The sequence below is a fragment of the Mesorhizobium sp. BR1-1-15 genome, from assembly GCF_020165475.1.
In the GTDB taxonomy this organism is placed as follows: Bacteria; Pseudomonadota; Alphaproteobacteria; order Rhizobiales; family Rhizobiaceae; genus Mesorhizobium.
Genome location: NZ_JAIUIF010000011.1, coordinates 136,022 through 151,319 on the forward strand (window position 1 = coordinate 136,022; position 15,298 = coordinate 151,319).

At 62.2% G+C, this 15,298-nt stretch carries 13 protein-coding genes; 8 read left to right on the forward strand and 5 right to left on the reverse strand.

The window, feature by feature from the left end; translation table 11 throughout:
• The first annotated feature begins 100 nt into the window (after positions 1–100).
• Positions 101–1,204 carry an NAD(P)/FAD-dependent oxidoreductase gene (locus LB541_RS19540; RefSeq protein ID WP_140656093.1) on the forward strand — a complete coding sequence of 368 codons (1,104 nt, stop codon included), beginning with the start codon at positions 101–103 and terminating at the stop codon, positions 1,202–1,204.
• A 2-nt stretch (positions 1,205–1,206) separates the two neighbouring features.
• Here the strand turns inward: LB541_RS19540 and LB541_RS19545 are convergent, their stop codons facing one another.
• Entirely contained in the window at positions 1,207–1,797 is a 591-nt protein-coding gene (locus tag LB541_RS19545; protein ID WP_140521843.1) for a hypothetical protein, read from the reverse strand.
• 338 nt (positions 1,798–2,135) lie between these two features.
• Between LB541_RS19545 and clpP the strand changes: the two genes are divergently transcribed.
• The 4 genes from clpP to LB541_RS19565 all read left to right on the forward strand — a co-directional run bounded on the left by clpP (position 2,136) and on the right by LB541_RS19565 (position 7,488).
• Complete coding sequence (gene clpP / locus LB541_RS19550; protein ID WP_027028064.1) at positions 2,136–2,765, forward strand: ATP-dependent Clp endopeptidase proteolytic subunit ClpP; 630 nt, start codon at positions 2,136–2,138, stop codon at positions 2,763–2,765.
• A 295-nt stretch (positions 2,766–3,060) separates the two neighbouring features.
• The gene (gene clpX / locus LB541_RS19555) at positions 3,061–4,335 is read left to right on the forward strand and encodes an ATP-dependent Clp protease ATP-binding subunit ClpX (RefSeq protein WP_140493939.1); all 1,275 of its coding nucleotides are present in this window, start codon (positions 3,061–3,063) and stop codon (positions 4,333–4,335) included.
• 272 nt (positions 4,336–4,607) lie between these two features.
• Entirely contained in the window at positions 4,608–7,019 is a 2,412-nt protein-coding gene (gene lon / locus LB541_RS19560) for an endopeptidase La (protein WP_140493937.1), read from the forward strand.
• A gap of 196 nt (positions 7,020–7,215) precedes the next feature.
• Positions 7,216–7,488 carry an HU family DNA-binding protein gene (locus LB541_RS19565; RefSeq protein ID WP_006201846.1) on the forward strand — a complete coding sequence of 91 codons (273 nt, stop codon included), beginning with the start codon at positions 7,216–7,218 and terminating at the stop codon, positions 7,486–7,488.
• 93 nt (positions 7,489–7,581) lie between these two features.
• Here LB541_RS19565 and LB541_RS19570 read toward each other — a convergent pair whose 3' ends face one another.
• The gene (locus LB541_RS19570) at positions 7,582–8,604 is read right to left on the reverse strand and encodes an aldo/keto reductase (RefSeq protein ID WP_140515754.1); all 1,023 of its coding nucleotides are present in this window, start codon (positions 8,602–8,604) and stop codon (positions 7,582–7,584) included.
• A 208-nt stretch (positions 8,605–8,812) separates the two neighbouring features.
• Here LB541_RS19570 and LB541_RS19575 point away from each other — a divergent pair, with 208 nt between their 5' ends.
• Together LB541_RS19575 and LB541_RS19580 are read left to right on the forward strand one after the other, a co-directional pair.
• Entirely contained in the window at positions 8,813–9,358 is a 546-nt protein-coding gene (locus LB541_RS19575; protein WP_224619400.1) for an SIS domain-containing protein, read from the forward strand.
• A 4-nt stretch (positions 9,359–9,362) separates the two neighbouring features.
• Positions 9,363–10,106 carry a creatininase family protein gene (locus tag LB541_RS19580; protein ID WP_224619371.1) on the forward strand — a complete coding sequence of 248 codons (744 nt, stop codon included), beginning with the start codon at positions 9,363–9,365 and terminating at the stop codon, positions 10,104–10,106.
• Positions 10,107–10,152: 46 nt separating this feature from the next.
• Here the strand turns inward: LB541_RS19580 and LB541_RS19585 are convergent, their stop codons facing one another.
• The 3 genes from LB541_RS19585 to LB541_RS19595 form a co-directional block, all read right to left on the reverse strand.
• Positions 10,153–11,070: a carbohydrate ABC transporter permease gene (locus tag LB541_RS19585; RefSeq protein ID WP_140493928.1), complete on the reverse strand. Its 918-nt coding sequence runs from the start codon at positions 11,068–11,070 to the stop codon at positions 10,153–10,155.
• A gap of 13 nt (positions 11,071–11,083) precedes the next feature.
• Entirely contained in the window at positions 11,084–12,205 is a 1,122-nt protein-coding gene (locus tag LB541_RS19590) for a carbohydrate ABC transporter permease (protein ID WP_140493926.1), read from the reverse strand.
• 87 nt (positions 12,206–12,292) lie between these two features.
• Positions 12,293–13,957 (reverse strand): ABC transporter substrate-binding protein, encoded by a 1,665-nt coding sequence (locus LB541_RS19595; protein ID WP_140493924.1) that lies wholly within the window; start codon positions 13,955–13,957, stop codon positions 12,293–12,295.
• Between the two features lie 288 nt (positions 13,958–14,245).
• Between LB541_RS19595 and LB541_RS19600 the strand changes: the two genes are divergently transcribed.
• The gene (locus LB541_RS19600) at positions 14,246–15,295 is read left to right on the forward strand and encodes an ABC transporter ATP-binding protein (RefSeq protein ID WP_140515762.1); all 1,050 of its coding nucleotides are present in this window, start codon (positions 14,246–14,248) and stop codon (positions 15,293–15,295) included.
• Positions 15,296–15,298: the final 3 nt, after the last annotated feature.

Consider the following 15,298-nt stretch of genomic DNA (forward strand, 5'->3'; position numbering starts at 1 on the left):
GACCAATAGCGCGGCTTGCCAGCCTGGTTCCAGACCGTATGTTGGCGCCCGCAATCCAATGCGTTGAGCCAGCCGCAACGGCTGCGGAAAGTCTGATTTGATGAATGTGATCGTTGTCGGCGCGGGCATCGCCGGTCTCTCCACCGCATGGTCGCTGGTCAAGGCCGGCCATAGCGCTTCCATCGTCGAGCAGGGGCCGATCCCCAATCCGTTGGCGGCATCCGGCGACCATCACCGCATCATTCGCCGTGCCTACCGGGCCGGGACCGGCTACGGCCGGCTGATCGGCGAGGCCTATGAAGCCTGGGACGAGATGTGGGCCGACCTCGGCGAGAACCATCTCGATTCCAGGGGCTTCCTCTGCGTCTCGCGCGAGCCGGGCGACGAAGCCGAGGAATACCGGGAAGGGCTGGAGGAGGGAAACTATCCGTTCGACCTGCTGGAACCTGATGCCGCGGTCGAACGCTGGCCTTTCCTGGAGCCGGGCTCGTTCCGCTACGCCTATTTTTCGCCGGAAGGCGGCGCGCTGCATTGCCGCAAGATCGCGTCCGGCCTGGCCAAGTGGCTGCGCGCCAACGGCGCCAACGTCTACGAGAACAGCAAGGTGACGGCGGTCGACTCCGAGGCAGGGCATATCGTGCTCGCGTCCGGCGAGACGATGCAGGCCGACCGCATCGTCGTCGCTGCGGGCGCCTGGGTGCTGAAACTGTTCCCCGAACTCGGCGGCGAACTGAAGACGTACCGAACCGCGCTCGCCTATGTCGAACCGCCGGCGGACCTCAAGGCCGTCTGGGAAGTTGCGCCCGTAGTCCTCGATGTAGGTGGCAAGACCGACGGTTACATGATCCCGCTGACCCGAGGTGCCGGCATGAAATTCGGTTCAGGCCTGCACAGGGTGCCGACCAGCGACGCCGACTGGAACCGGGAGCCGGTGCCGGGCGAGGGCGAGGCGATTCGCAACCTGTTTTCGCCGCCGATCGCCCGCATCGAGGAGTATGAGGTGACCGAAGTGGTCACCTGCGCCTATACATTCACGGACGATGAGAAATTCCTGGCGCATGAGACGGGCAAATGCCTGATCGTCTCGGCCTGCTCGGGCCATGGCTACAAGTTCGGCGCGGCGGTCGGCCGGCGCGTGGCGGCGGCTGTCGATGATGGCGATATTGCCGGCCTGAAACGTTGGTTGCGAGCCGAAATCGCCTGAATTCAGTCCTGGCAATGCCTGGGAATATGCACGCGCCGCCAGCCGGATGAGCCTTCGCGCACCAGCACGCGCCGCGCGACGGTCTGGTAGGCGGCGGGAATGTCGACGACGCGCCTTTGCTCCGGTCGCACCAGCACCTCCTCGGCGATCCTGTCATATTGCGCCGGGATGACGGTGCGCCTCGTGCGCTCCGGCCGGATCACCACCGTTTCGGCGACGCGTTCATAGCGCGCCCCGTGCCGGACCTTGCACAGCACCTTGCGGCCGTGGATGACGCGCCATTCCCAGGAATAGCCGCCATCGTCGACCTTGACTGTGTGGTAGACGGTGCGGGTGATTGCGGGCACCACCTCATAGGTCACCTGTGCCGGAACCGTCATCACCACGCGCTCGCGCGTGCCGTAGATCGGCGCTTCATAATCGACCTGCTGGCTGGGCGGACTGATCATCACGTCCTCATACACGGTATCATAGACATCAGGCGTGCGGACCGGCTCATAGCATTCGACGGCGCGGCCGCCCGCGGCCGTCTGCGAAATCGAGCCAAGCATGGTCAGCCCGGCCATGGCGAAGCATGCGGTTTTCCTGGACATCACATTCCCCCTGTTGAACCGTGGACACAAGTTCAACGTTGAATTGTAGGGGAAGCGGTCCGCGAGAAAAGCAGTTTCGGCGCATTTCGTTAAGTGATGCGGTTAAGAAACTGCTACCTGTCTTCAGCCGCAGGTGCCGTCGCGAGCCTGCGGAAGCGCCCGCCGCTGCGAATCTCGCCTGGAAAGCTTGATTCGACTTACCCAGATGGCTAGGAGGGGTCGGCCTTGCACAAGGATGAGCCGGCATCCTATTTACACAATAACGATCCAGAACCGATTCTGCCCGAGTTGCCAGCATGTCCGGCGCCGGAATCCCACCGCGAGACAAGAGATAACGAATGAAGAACCCCGTCGAAACCTACATGAACCTCGTTCCGATGGTGGTCGAACAGACCAATCGCGGCGAGCGGGCCTACGACATTTTCTCGCGCCTCCTCAAGGAGCGCATCATTTTCATCACCGGTCCGGTCGAGGACGGCATGGCGACGCTGGTCTGCGCGCAGCTTCTGTTCCTGGAAGCCGAGAATCCGAAGAAGGAAATCAACCTCTACATCAATTCGCCCGGTGGCGTCGTCACCTCGGGCATGGCCATCTACGACACCATGCAATTCATCAAGCCGGCCGTGTCGACGCTGTGCATCGGCCAGGCGGCCTCCATGGGCTCGCTGCTCCTGACCGCCGGCCACAAGGACATGCGCTTCGCCACGCCGAACGCCCGCATCATGGTTCACCAGCCGTCCGGCGGCTTCCAGGGCCAGGCGTCCGACATCGAGCGTCATGCCCAGGACATCATCAAACTGAAGCGCCGCCTCAACGAGGTGTACGTCAAGCACACCGGCAAGAGCTACGACGAGATTGAAAAGACGCTCGACCGTGACCATTTCATGACCGCGGACGAGGCCAAGGACTTCGGCCTGATCGACAAGGTCATTTCGTCGCGCGAAGCGGCCGAAGGGGCGCTGGCATAACGGCATATTGGCAGTTGGATGGCGGCATCACGCGCTTTTGGCGCGTCTTGCGGCATTTCGGCCACAATTGGCTGTTCCCTCGACGATCGGGATTGCCTACGTTAAGGCTATGTTGATTTTCGACGGCTTAGCTTTGTGTGGGGTTGCTGCGAATCATTGCCACGTTTTCTGATTTGTGTTTCGTACGGAATACGTTGCGGGAGCCGGGATACTGGCGGCGGCGGATTCCCGCGATAAATAGAGTATGCGCCCTTTCAGCCAGACCATCGGCGGGCGGCCATGAAAGGACATGAAAATGAGCAAAGTCGGCAACAACAGCGGCGATTCCAAGAACACGCTTTATTGCTCGTTTTGCGGCAAAAGCCAGCATGAGGTGCGCAAGCTGATCGCCGGCCCGACGGTCTTCATCTGCGACGAATGCGTCGAGCTGTGCATGGACATCATCCGCGAGGAGAACAAGACCTCGATGGTGAAGTCGCGCGAGGGTGTGCCGACCCCGCAGGAGATCCTCAAGGTTCTCGACGACTACGTTATCGGCCAGCCGTACGCCAAGCGCGTGCTTTCGGTGGCCGTCCACAATCACTACAAGCGCCTCGCCCATGCCGGCAAGAACAACGATGTCGAACTGGCCAAGTCCAACATCCTGTTGATCGGCCCGACCGGTTGCGGCAAGACGCTGCTGGCGCAGACGCTGGCCCGCATCATCGACGTGCCCTTCACCATGGCCGATGCCACGACGCTGACCGAGGCCGGCTATGTCGGCGAGGACGTCGAGAACATCATCCTGAAGCTGTTGCAGTCGGCCGACTACAATGTCGAACGCGCCCAGCGCGGCATCGTCTACATCGACGAGATCGACAAGATCTCGCGCAAGTCCGATAACCCCTCCATCACCCGCGACGTGTCGGGCGAGGGCGTGCAGCAGGCGCTGTTGAAGATCATGGAAGGCACTGTCGCCTCGGTACCGCCACAGGGCGGCAGGAAACATCCGCAGCAGGAGTTCCTGCAGGTCGACACCGCCAACATCCTGTTTATCTGCGGCGGCGCCTTCGCCGGGCTGGATAAGATCATATCGGATCGTGGCCGCAAGACCTCGATCGGCTTCGGCGCCACCGTGGCATCGCCCGAGGATCGCCGCACCGGCGATGTCTTCCGCCTTGTGGAGCCAGAGGATCTCTTGAAGTTCGGCCTCATTCCCGAGTTTGTCGGCCGTCTGCCGGTCCTGGCGACGCTGGAAGACCTCGACGAGCCGGCGCTGATCCAGATCCTGACCGAACCGAAGAACGCACTGGTCAAGCAATACCAGCGGCTGTTCGAGATGGAGAATGTCGACCTGACCTTCCACGAGAACGCATTGTCTGCGATCGCCAAGCGCGCCATCGAGCGCAAGACCGGCGCGCGTGGCCTGCGCTCCATCATGGAAGCGATCCTGCTCGACACCATGTTCGAACTGCCGGCGCTCGAAGGCGTGCGCGAAGTGGTGATTTCGGAAGAAGTGGTGACCGGCAGCGCCCGGCCGCTCTACATCTATTCCGAACAGAAGGAAAAGAAGGGCAATGTCAGCGCCTGACATGCCACTTGAGCCCATATTTTTGTGGAACGGCGCCCTCGGGGCGCCGTTTTGCCATGAGGGGCGTGCGACCTTCGTGATGGAATGGAAAGCCGGCGATGTTAACTCTTGATCTTTGGCCCTCCTGCATCCACCTAACATGGGAAGGCCGAGGTGCCCGATTTCTGTGCTGTAAAACTCCCGTCACAACGGTGGTAGGCGGAACGATCCCCGGTCGTTAATATAAGATTCGCGGTTGGCCGATTGGCGGCCGCGACATGAAAGGTTGGACAATGGCCAAAATAACCAAGGCTCCCAGCGACGGCGTCTTCGCAGTCCTCCCACTGCGCGACATCGTGGTGTTCCCGCACATGATCGTTCCGCTCTTTGTCGGGCGTGAAAAGTCGATCAAGGCGCTGGAAGAGGTGATGGGTCAGGAAAAGCAGATCCTGCTCGCCACCCAGATGAATGCCGCCGATGACGATCCGGAGCCCGATGCCATCTTTGATATCGGCACGCTCGCCAACGTGCTGCAATTGCTGAAGCTGCCCGACGGCACCGTCAAGGTACTGGTCGAAGGCGCCTCGCGCGCGAAAATCACCGCGTTCACCGACCGTCCCGACTTCCATGAGGCCCGCGCCACCGCGCTGGTCGAGCCGGAAGAGGAAGAGGTTGAGGTCGAGGCGCTGGCTCGTTCGGTCGTCACCGACTTCGAGAACTACGTCAAGCTCAACAAGAAGATCTCGCCCGAGGTGGTTGGTGCCGCCAGCCAGATCGACGACTATTCCAAGCTCGCCGACACGGTCGCTTCGCACCTCGCCATCAAGATCCCCGAGAAGCAGGAGATGCTGGCCACGCTCTCGGTCAAGGAGCGGCTGGAAAAGGCGATGGGCTTCATGGAAGCCGAGATATCCGTCCTGCAGGTGGAGAAGCGCATCCGCTCGCGCGTCAAGCGCCAGATGGAGAAGACGCAGCGCGAATACTACCTCAACGAGCAGATGAAGGCGATCCAGAAGGAGCTCGGCGAAGGCGAGGACGGCCGCGACGAGGCCGCCGAGATCGAGGCCCGCATCAAGAAGACCAAGCTCTCCAAGGAGGCCCGCGAAAAGGCGGAAGCCGAATTGAAGAAGCTGAGGACGATGTCGCCTATGTCGGCGGAATCCACCGTGGTGCGTAATTATCTCGACTGGATCCTGTCGATTCCGTGGGGCAAGAACTCCAAGGTCAAGCAGGACCTGGCGTTCGCGCAGAACGTGCTCGACACCGACCATTTCGGTCTCGACAAGGTCAAGGACCGTATCGTCGAGTATCTCGCCGTGCAAAGCCGCCAGAAGAAGCTCAAGGGGCCCATCCTGTGCCTCGTCGGCCCTCCCGGCGTCGGCAAGACCTCGCTCGGCAAGTCGATCGCCAAGGCGACCGGCCGCGAGTTCATCCGCATGGCGCTGGGCGGCGTGCGTGACGAGGCCGAGATCCGCGGCCACCGGCGCACCTATATCGGCTCGATGCCCGGCAAGGTCATCCAGTCGATGAAGAAGGCGAAGAAATCCAATCCGCTCTTCCTGCTCGACGAGATCGACAAGATGGGCCAGGATTTCCGCGGCGATCCGTCGTCGGCTTTGCTGGAGGTGCTCGACCCCGAGCAGAACTCGACGTTCATGGACCACTATCTGGAGGTCGAGTACGACCTGTCGAGTGTGATGTTCGTGACGACGGCGAACACGCTGAACATCCCTGCGCCCTTGATGGACCGCATGGAAATCATCCGTATCGCCGGCTACACCGAGGACGAGAAGATCGAGATCGCCAAGCGGCATTTGCTGCCGAAGGTGGTGCGCGATCACGCGCTGCAGCCGAAGGAGTTCTCCGTCAGTGAGGACGCGATCCGCGCCATCATCCAGACCTACACCCGTGAAGCGGGCGTCAGGAGCCTGGAGCGCGAGCTGATGAAGCTCGGGCGCAAGGCGGTGACCGAGATCCTGAAGACGAAGAAGAAGACTGTGAACATCACGGCGGACAATCTCGCCGATTATCTCGGTGTTCCGCGCTTCCGCTTCGGTCAGGTCGAGGCAGACGACCAGGTCGGCGTCATCACCGGACTTGCCTGGACGGAAGTCGGCGGCGAGCTGCTGACGGTTGAAGGCGTCATGATGCCCGGCAAGGGCCGCATGACGGTGACCGGCAATCTGCGCGACGTGATGAAGGAATCGATTTCGGCGGCGGCCTCCTATGTCCGCTCGCGCGCTCTCGATTTCGGCATCGAGCCGCCGCTGTTCGACAAGCGCGACATCCACGTCCACGTGCCGGAGGGTGCCACGCCCAAGGATGGGCCGTCGGCCGGTGTGGCGATGGCGACCGCGATCGTCTCCGTGCTGACCGGCATTCCGGTCAGGGCCGATGTCGCCATGACCGGCGAGATCACGCTGCGCGGCAGGGTGCTGCCGATCGGCGGTCTGAAGGAGAAGTTGCTTGCCGCACTGCGCGGCGGCATCAAGAAAGTGCTGATCCCGGAAGACAACGCCAAGGATCTGGCGGATATTCCTGACAACGTGAAGAACGGTATGGAAATCATCCCGGTCTCGCGGGTCGGCGAGGCGTTGCGCCACGCGTTGGTGCGTATGCCGGAGCCAATCGAATGGGTCGAACCGGTCAATCCTCCTGCCGCGACGGACACTGCGGATGACGCCGGAAAGTCGCTTGCGCATTAGTTCTTGCTAAAGTTGCAGCGCACAAACAGAAAGCCGGGCCTCGCGCCCGGCTTTTTCATGTGAAAAACCCCGGAATTCCGGGCTTTTTTCCATCCTTTCCCGGCTTTTCGACTTGGTTGCGGGAGCGCTTCTTTCTAAAGTCCGTTTCCTGCCGGATGAGTCGTGAGTTCCGGTGTTCTCATGGAAGGGAATTTTTATGAACAAGAACGAACTGGTGTCCGCTGTTGCCGACGCCGCGAGCATTTCGAAGGGTGACGCGCAGTCGGCTGTCGATGCGGTATTCTCCGTCATCACCGGCGAACTGAAGAAGGGCGGCGATGTCCGGCTTGTCGGCTTTGGCAATTTCACCGTGTCAAAGCGCGCAGCCTCGACCGGCCGCAACCCTCAGACCGGCGCCGAAGTAAAGATCCCGGCGCGCACCGTGCCGAAGTTCTCGGCCGGCAAGGGTCTCAAGGACGCCGTCAATTAAGCGCCTTTTTTAAATTTCAAAATATCAGAAAAGCCGGGCAAGCCCCGGCTTTTCTTTTGCGCTCCTACTGGTCGATAGGTTCGCGATTGCGAGCTACCCGGTCGGCGCGTCCGCCCGCATCAGGCCGTCCTTCTTCAGGTCGGCCCAGAGTGCCGCCGGCAGTCTCGCATCGAGCAGTGACCGATTGCTTTCGACCTCGCTTGGCCGCTGGCCACCGGGGATCACCGACACGACGGACGGATGCAGCAACGGGAACTGCAGCGCTGCTTCGATCAAGCGCACGTCATGCCGTCGGCAGACCGCCTCGATGCGCGCCACCCGGTCGAGCACGTCCCGCGGCGCTTCGGTGTAGTTGTAGAAGGCACCCGGCTTCGGCCCCGTGGCCAGGATTCCGGAATTGTAGGGGCCGCCCAAAACGATGCCGATGCCGCGCTTCTGGCAGAGCGGCAGGAAGGATGTCAGCGCCTCCTGCTCGAGCAGCGTATAGCGGCCGGCGAGCAGGAACAGATCGAAATCACCGCGCTCGGCCAATGTCTGGGCAACCTGCCATTCGTTGATGCCGCCACCGAAGGCCTTGATGACGCCCTGGTCGCGCAAGGCAAGCAGCCCGTAATAGCCGGAGCGCATAAACTCCTCTATGCGCTGGTCGGACGCTTCCTTGCTGCCATGGGTGAAGATGTCGACGTCGTGCACGAACAGAATGTCGATGCGGTCGACGCCGAGCCGTTCCAGGGACGCTTCGAATGAGCGCATCACGCCGTCATAGCTGTAGTCGTAGACCTCCTTGCGCGACGGCGTGTCGAAGAACTTGCCGATGCCGGTGCGCTCTTGCGGCGGACAGGCGCGCATGATGCGGCCGACCTTGCTCGACAGCACGTAGTCGTCGCGCTTCTTGCCGCGCAGGAAGGGGTTGAGCCGCGTCTCCGACAAGCCAAGCCCATAGAGCGGCGCGGTGTCGTAATAGCGGCAGCCGGTCGCCCATGCAGCCTCCAGCGTCGCATTGGCGTCCTCGTCGGAGACCGCGCGGTAGAGGTTGCCGAGCGGCGCCGTGCCGAAGCCGAGTTCGGTGAAGCTGATGCCGCCATTGCCGATGCGGTCGAAATGCCGTGTCTTCATATCCTGCCGTTTGCCTCATTGATTTGTCTGACATGACACTATCACGCTCGTGGCACAGCAAAAGCGCGCAGGGGCGTTGGACACGGATTTTGGCGGTGATAGCATGAATAAAAACAAGCTGTTCGGGGAGAGACGTGACCGGGAATTTCCACTCTTCTTCGACCTCGGATCGTTGGACGGCACCGTCGTGAGCGATGGGGGCTCGCAGATGTTCAGGACCGCTCTGGACGAGCTCGGCACTGTGCTGGCGCGCGTCGACGACGGCCGGATCGATGCCGCCTGCGAGATACTTGCAGGAGCACGCCAGATCGTCGTCTATGGCTGCGGCCGCGAGGCCTTGCAGGTCAAGGGCTTCGCCATGCGCCTCCATCATCTGGGCCTCCCGGTGTCGGTGGTCGGCGACATGACCACGCCGCCCGTGGGGCAGGGCGATGTCTTCCTGGTCAGTTCCGGGCCTGGAGAAACCGCGACCGTGCTGACCCTGATGCAGGTGGCGCGCCAGGCCGGCGCGACGGTTCTGCTTCTGACCGCCCAGCCGGGCGGCAGTGCAGCGCGCTTGGCCGACTTCACGCTGCTCGTGCCGGCGCAAACCATGGCTGACGACCAGGGTCCGCAAAAGACATCGGTCCTGCCGATGGGATCGGTGTTCGAAGGCGCGCTGTTCCTGCTGTTCGAGGTCATGGTGATGAAGCTCAGGGGGTTGACCGCGGCCTCGCCGGAAGCGATGCGGGCCCGTCACACCAATATGGAGTAGTGCGATGCGCTATGAGCTGATGCTGCCGCACCAGATCCGCAAGGCGATCGCCCAGAACTGGCCGGTCGCGCTGCCGCTCGGCGTGCTCGAATACCATGGCGAGCACATGGCGGTGGGCATGGACACGCTGGCGGTCGTCAAGACGCTGGAGCTGTTTGAGAAGGAGCGGGAGATCGTCATCCTGCCGCCCTTCTACTACGGCGCAGCGAGCTACGCCGTGGCGCCGCCGGAGGGCACAGGCTCGGTGCAGGTTGGCGGCAATCAACTGGCGCCCTTCGCGGAGGAACTGTTCTACAGCCTGCTGCGCATCGGTTTTCGCAACATCCACGCCATAATCCACCACCAGACCGAGAATTTCGCCGCCGGCATGCCGACCGATCTCGCCTTCAAGGCCGCCGGACGTCAGGCGATCTTCCGCTTCCTTGAGAAGGAACGAGGCGAAGGCTGGTGGGGCTCCGAGGCGATGGCCGCCTACTATGCCGAGCATGCCGAGGGCAGCAATTTTTTCAACTGGGTGCAGGTGCATCCGCTGATGCCGGCCGAGATGAACGGCAAGTACCCGTTCGACCATGCCGGCATCGGCGAGACCTCGCTGATGCTGGCGCTATGCCCTGAGGCTGTCGATGCCGGCCATTTCGCCGACAATACGAGCTGGTATACGGCCAGCGCTCCGGATGCCTCGGCTGCGCTCGGAACAGAGGGCGTTGCCATGATCATGGATCACCTGCGCACGATCCTGAGGGGCTAGCGCGGTTCTTCCTTCTCCCTTGTGGAGAAGGTAAGAACGGCGCCGCCTATTTCACCGCTCCCGCGGTCATGCCCATGATCAGGTAGCGCTCCAGCGCGATGCCGATGACGGCCAAGGGCGCGATTGCCGCCGTGGCAAGCGCTGCCATCGACCACCAGTTGATGCCTTGCGAACCGGTCTGGCTCGCCACCATGACCGGAATTGTCTTGGCGTCGGTCGAGGTCAAAAGGGCGGCGAAGAAATACTCGTTCCAGCACAGCACCATCGCCAGGATGAAAGCCGCGACCATGCCGGGCAGGGCAATCGGCATGACGATGCGAAAGAACGCGCCCCAGATCGACAACCCGTCGACGAGGGCCGCTTCCTCGAGCTCGACCGGGATGGAATTGAACTGGTCGCGCATGATCCAGATGACGATCGGCAGCACCATCAGCGTGTAGAGCAGGATCAGCCCGATGCGCGTGTCGAGCAGTCCGACTTCGCGGTAAAGCACCAGGAACGGCAGTGCGAGCACGACCGGCGGCAGGATGAGCTGCGACAGGAAGAAGAAGGAAATGTCCTCGTTCTTGAACCAGGCGAAGTGATAGCGGTAGCGCGTGAGGCCGTAGGCGGCGAGGCTGCCGATGACGATGGCGAGGCTCGACGCGCCGACCGAAGTGATGACCGAATTCATGAAGCGCTTGAAGAATTCGTCGCGGACGGTCGACGTCTGGAAGATCGAATCCGGCGACAGGCCAAGCGATCGCCAGCCCTTCCAGTCCGGCTGGAAGTCGACGAAGGGGATCAGATGCCCCTGGGTCACGTCTACCGCCGACTTGAACGAGGTCGTGATCGTCCAGTAGATCGGAAAGAGGCAGATGAAGGCCCAGAACACAAGCGCGCCATAGATGAAGACGCGGCTGGTGATGAAGCTCGCCGGCGAGTGGATTTCGGAGACGGTATAGTCGGTGGTCTGAACGCTCATGATCCCTGCCGCACTAGTTCACATTGCGCACGAAGCGGTTGGCGACCTTCAGCAGCCAGGTCACGAACACCACGATGATGACGAGATAGGCCATCGCCAGCATCGTGCCGTAGCCGACATTGGAACGGTCCCGGTACTCGCGATAAATAAAGCTCGACACGGAATCGGTGGCGCCGCCCGGACCACCCGAGGTGACCGTGATGATGATGTCTGCCAGTTTCAGCTTGAAGATGATGCGCAACACGACGGCGGTCACCGACACCGGCAGCATCAGCGGGAAGGTGACCTGCCAGAAGGTTTGCCAGGCCGTGGCGCCGTCGACGCGCGCGGCCTCCAGCACCTCGCGCGACATCGCCTGCAAGCCGGCAAGCAGCATGATCATCATGAAGGGGATGAAGGTCCAGGCGTCGAGCATCATGATCGAGATACGGGCGGTGATCGGGTTGGAGAAGAAGGCGGGGTTGTCCCAGCCGAGGTGGCGGGCCAGTGTCGCCGCCGGCCCGAACCGGTACTCCATCAGCGATTTGCCAATCATCCACGAGACCGCGACCGGCGACAGCATCAGCGGCATCAGGAAGACGACGCGAAAGAATTTGCGCGCCCGGATCTGCGCGTTGAGCAGCAGCGCCAGGCCGAAGGCGATGACATATTCGACCAGCACCGCCAGCACATAGAGCACCATGTTGAACAGCGCGTTGCGATAATAGGGATCGCCGAGCATCTGCCAGAAATTGTCGAGCCCGTTGAACTTGCGGCCCGAGAATGAACTCAGGTTCCAGTCGGTCAGCGCGATGTAGAAGCCGAACAGGGTCGGGAAGATCACCATGGCGATGGTGAACAGCAGCGCCGGCAGCAGGAACAGCGCCCGCTGGCCGTCTTCGCCGCGCGTCAGCACCTGGCCGACGCCGAGCGCCACGCCCCACAGCACATAGGCGTAGACCACGGGCCGCCATGTCTCGAAGCCGATCGTGTCGACCTCGCTCTTGTAGAGGATTTGCACCAGGATCGTTGCCAGAAGGCCGAGCGTCGCGACGGCCATCAGGGCCCAACCAAGCCGTTTGCGGCCGGGCGAGATCAGATCGGTCGGTACGGAATTTGCCGGCCACGCATTCGTGGTCGAAGTCTGGTCAGCCACGCCTCTTGCCTCTTTTGCGCAAATGACCGGCCGAAGCCGGCCGAGATACGGCCCGGCGAACAGGTTCCGCCGGGCCATAACGCCTGCCTACAGACCGAGCGAGGCCTTGTAGAGCTTGATCTGGTTGTCACGGCCGATCTGGTCGGTCAGCTTCTCCCAGGCCGCGGCAATGGCGTCTGCGCCCTCCTGGGCCTTCATCTTGCCGGCGAAGGTGTTAGCCAGAATGTCCTCGGCGGCTGAATAGTATTGGAAGATGCCGGGAATGCGTGGCTCGATCGCCGCGTTCGGGTGGTTGTAGCTGTCCGATTCCGACTTGAGATAGGAGGTGATGAAGGCTTCGTCATAGCCCGCCGCCACCCACTCCGGAATGTCGAAATGTGAGTTGCGGTAGGGCTGGAAGCCAGACGGGTACATCGCCGTCCAGATCGACAGGTCCTTGCCGCCGAGATGGGCGGCGGCGGACCATGCCGCCTTCTTCTTCTTCTCGTCGCTATCGACGCGGGCCATGACGTATACGCCCCAGCCGAGATAGGCGCAGTTCGGCGCATAGTTCGGTCCGCTGGCGAGTTTGTCCCACTGCCCGGTCTTGGAGTTGTAGACATCGTCGGAGCCGGGCAGGATCGAGAAGCCGGTGACGTCGCCCACGACGGAGGAGTCGTTGGTCTTGACGTTCGAGCCGACATCGCCCCACCAGGTGACCATCGAGCCGGTGCCGGCCAGGAACTGCTGGAAGGCGGTGGTGTTTGGATCGGCGTTGATTTGGTCGGCAGGCTCCGAAGGCAGCGCGTCGATCACGTCCTGTATGGCGCGCACCCAGGCCGGATTGTTGATGCGCGGCTTCATCGTGTCGGCGTCGAACAGCCAGGCCTTGTCGTCGGGGTGCTTGGCGTAGGCGGTGGCGCGGCTGCCGAGGAAATAGAAGCCGAATCCGCCCCAGGGTTTCGGCGCGTCGAGATAGCCGTAGACGTCCTGACCCTTGACCTGCTTGCCCTTGAGGAACTTGGTGACCGCCTGGACCTGCTGCCAGGTCTTCGGCACGCCCCATTCACCGCCGCCGCCGCCGTCCTTCCAGGCCTTGGCGAGGTCGGCATCAGAAAACACATCGGTGCGGTAATTGAAATTATGAGCGTCGCCGTCGACGGTCACGCGGTACTGCTTGCCGTTCCAGGTGCCGACAGGCGGCTTCAGATAGTTGACGAGGTCGTCGAAATCGATCTGGGTCTTGACCCAGTCGGGCATCTCGGACGTGAGGCCCTTGCCGCAGACGTCGCCCTCGAACGGCGCGCCCATCTCGATGATGTCGAAGTCGACCGTGCCGGTGGCGATCGACTGCTGCAGACGGGCATTGTAGTCGGCCTGCGCCAGATCGATCCAGTTGATCTTGGCGCCGGTATAGGTTTCCCAAGGCTTCAGGAAGCCGCGGAACAGCACATTGTGCAGGTTCTGGTTGTTGAGACCCATGAAGGTAAGCTCGACGCCGGCGAATTCGCCTTCCTTGACATTGGCCTTGGTCGCCTCGAGGCAGAGCTCGCCGACCTTCTGGAAGTCGGCGTCGGTCGGCTGACCCTTGCCCACGCCGGGGATCTGCAGGATTTTCGAGCGCAGCTCACTGGCGGCGGAGGCCGGGCGCGTGAGGGCGCCGAGCCCGGCGCCGGATGCGGCAGCGATCGCGGCCATCGAGGCCGCGCCCTTCAATATGTCGCGTCGGGTTGCCCCCGCGCGGACCAGCGTTTCGTAGAGACCTGTTTTCATCGATGTTCCTCCCAGAATATCTGTTGTGAATGCGGCCAAATTTCTCAGGCGCTGGAGCGCCAAACGATTCTCCCGGTTCGGAAACGAACGATGCAGGACCCCACCTGCTCGATTGAGGTTCCGTTTTTTTGGTTCGGGCAACCGGTATTCGGACCAGCGCCCGTCACTATTCTCGCAACCAAACGCCGTGTCAACGAGACCGGGTTTTGTCGGGAAGAGACCGGCTTGCCCTGGCAGGTCGCGTTGGTTAGCTTCTGCGCATACGGCAATGGAGCCGATGGGGGAGATATGGCTCAAGTCGCGATCAGCAAAGTGGCCAAGGCGTTTGGAACCGTCAAGGTTCTGCACGAAGTCAGCGTCGATATATCTGACGGCCAATTCGTGGTGCTGGTCGGTCCTTCGGGTTGCGGCAAGTCCACGCTGCTGAGAATGGTGGCGGGGCTGGAGACCGTCTCCGGCGGCACGATCGCCATCGGCGACCGTGTGGTCAACCACTTGCCGCCGGCCAAGCGCGACATCGCCATGGTGTTCCAGAACTATGCGCTCTATCCGCACAAGACAGTCGAGCAGAACATGGCCTTTGCGCTCAAGCTGCGCAAAACCGATCCGGCCGTGGTTGCCGAGCGGGTCAAGCGCGCCGCCGACATCCTCGACCTCAACCCTTATCTGAAACGCTATCCCCGGCAGCTTTCCGGCGGCCAGCGCCAGCGCGTCGCCATGGGCCGCGCCATCGTGCGCAACCCGCAGGTGTTCCTGTTTGACGAGCCGCTCTCAAATCTCGACGCCAAGCTGCGCGTGCAGATGCGCACCGAGATCAAGGAACTGCACCAGCGGCTGAAGACCACCACCATCTATGTCACGCATGACCAGATCGAAGCCATGACCATGGCCGACAAGATCGTGGTGATGCGCGACGGCCGCATTGAACAGGTCGGCGCACCGCTGGAACTGTTCGACCGGCCTGCCAACTTGTTTGTCGCCGGCTTCATTGGCTCTCCGTCGATGAACCTGCTCAAGGGCGTCGCGCGCAAGGGCGGTGTCGACATCGCCGGCGCTCTGTTCCCGGTCGCGCCCGGCAGCGCTGCGGAGGAAGGGCGCGCCGTCGTCTATGGCGTGCGGCCGGAGCATCTCGAGATTCATGCCGATGGCGTGCCTGCCAAGATTTCGGTGGTCGAGCCGACTGGCTCGGAAACCCTGGTCTTCCTGCGTTTCGGGGACGGCGAGATGGTGGCGCTGTTCCGCGAACGCCACGACTTCAAGCCCGGCGATACGCTCAAGCTCAGGCCGCGGCTCGACCACATCCATCTGTTCGATGCCGAGACCGGCAAGCGTCTCTGATCT

Excerpts from the sequence above, each read along its gene's own strand:
- clpX (WP_140493939.1), top strand. The coding sequence starts at position 3,061 with ATGAGCAAAGTCGGCAACAACAGCGGCGATTCCAAGAACACGCTTTAT.
- clpP (WP_027028064.1), top strand. The coding sequence starts at position 2,136 with ATGAAGAACCCCGTCGAAACCTACATGAACCTCGTTCCGATGGTGGTC.
- LB541_RS19545 (WP_140521843.1), bottom strand. The coding sequence starts at position 1,797 with ATGTCCAGGAAAACCGCATGCTTCGCCATGGCCGGGCTGACCATGCTT.
- LB541_RS19600 (WP_140515762.1), top strand. The coding sequence starts at position 14,246 with ATGGCTCAAGTCGCGATCAGCAAAGTGGCCAAGGCGTTTGGAACCGTC.
- LB541_RS19580 (WP_224619371.1), top strand. The coding sequence starts at position 9,363 with ATGCGCTATGAGCTGATGCTGCCGCACCAGATCCGCAAGGCGATCGCC.
- LB541_RS19585 (WP_140493928.1), bottom strand. The coding sequence starts at position 11,070 with ATGAGCGTTCAGACCACCGACTATACCGTCTCCGAAATCCACTCGCCG.
- LB541_RS19575 (WP_224619400.1), top strand. The coding sequence starts at position 8,813 with ATGTTCAGGACCGCTCTGGACGAGCTCGGCACTGTGCTGGCGCGCGTC.
- lon (WP_140493937.1), top strand. The coding sequence starts at position 4,608 with ATGGCCAAAATAACCAAGGCTCCCAGCGACGGCGTCTTCGCAGTCCTC.
- LB541_RS19540 (WP_140656093.1), top strand. The coding sequence starts at position 101 with ATGAATGTGATCGTTGTCGGCGCGGGCATCGCCGGTCTCTCCACCGCA.
- LB541_RS19565 (WP_006201846.1), top strand. The coding sequence starts at position 7,216 with ATGAACAAGAACGAACTGGTGTCCGCTGTTGCCGACGCCGCGAGCATT.
- LB541_RS19595 (WP_140493924.1), bottom strand. The coding sequence starts at position 13,957 with ATGAAAACAGGTCTCTACGAAACGCTGGTCCGCGCGGGGGCAACCCGA.
- LB541_RS19570 (WP_140515754.1), bottom strand. The coding sequence starts at position 8,604 with ATGAAGACACGGCATTTCGACCGCATCGGCAATGGCGGCATCAGCTTC.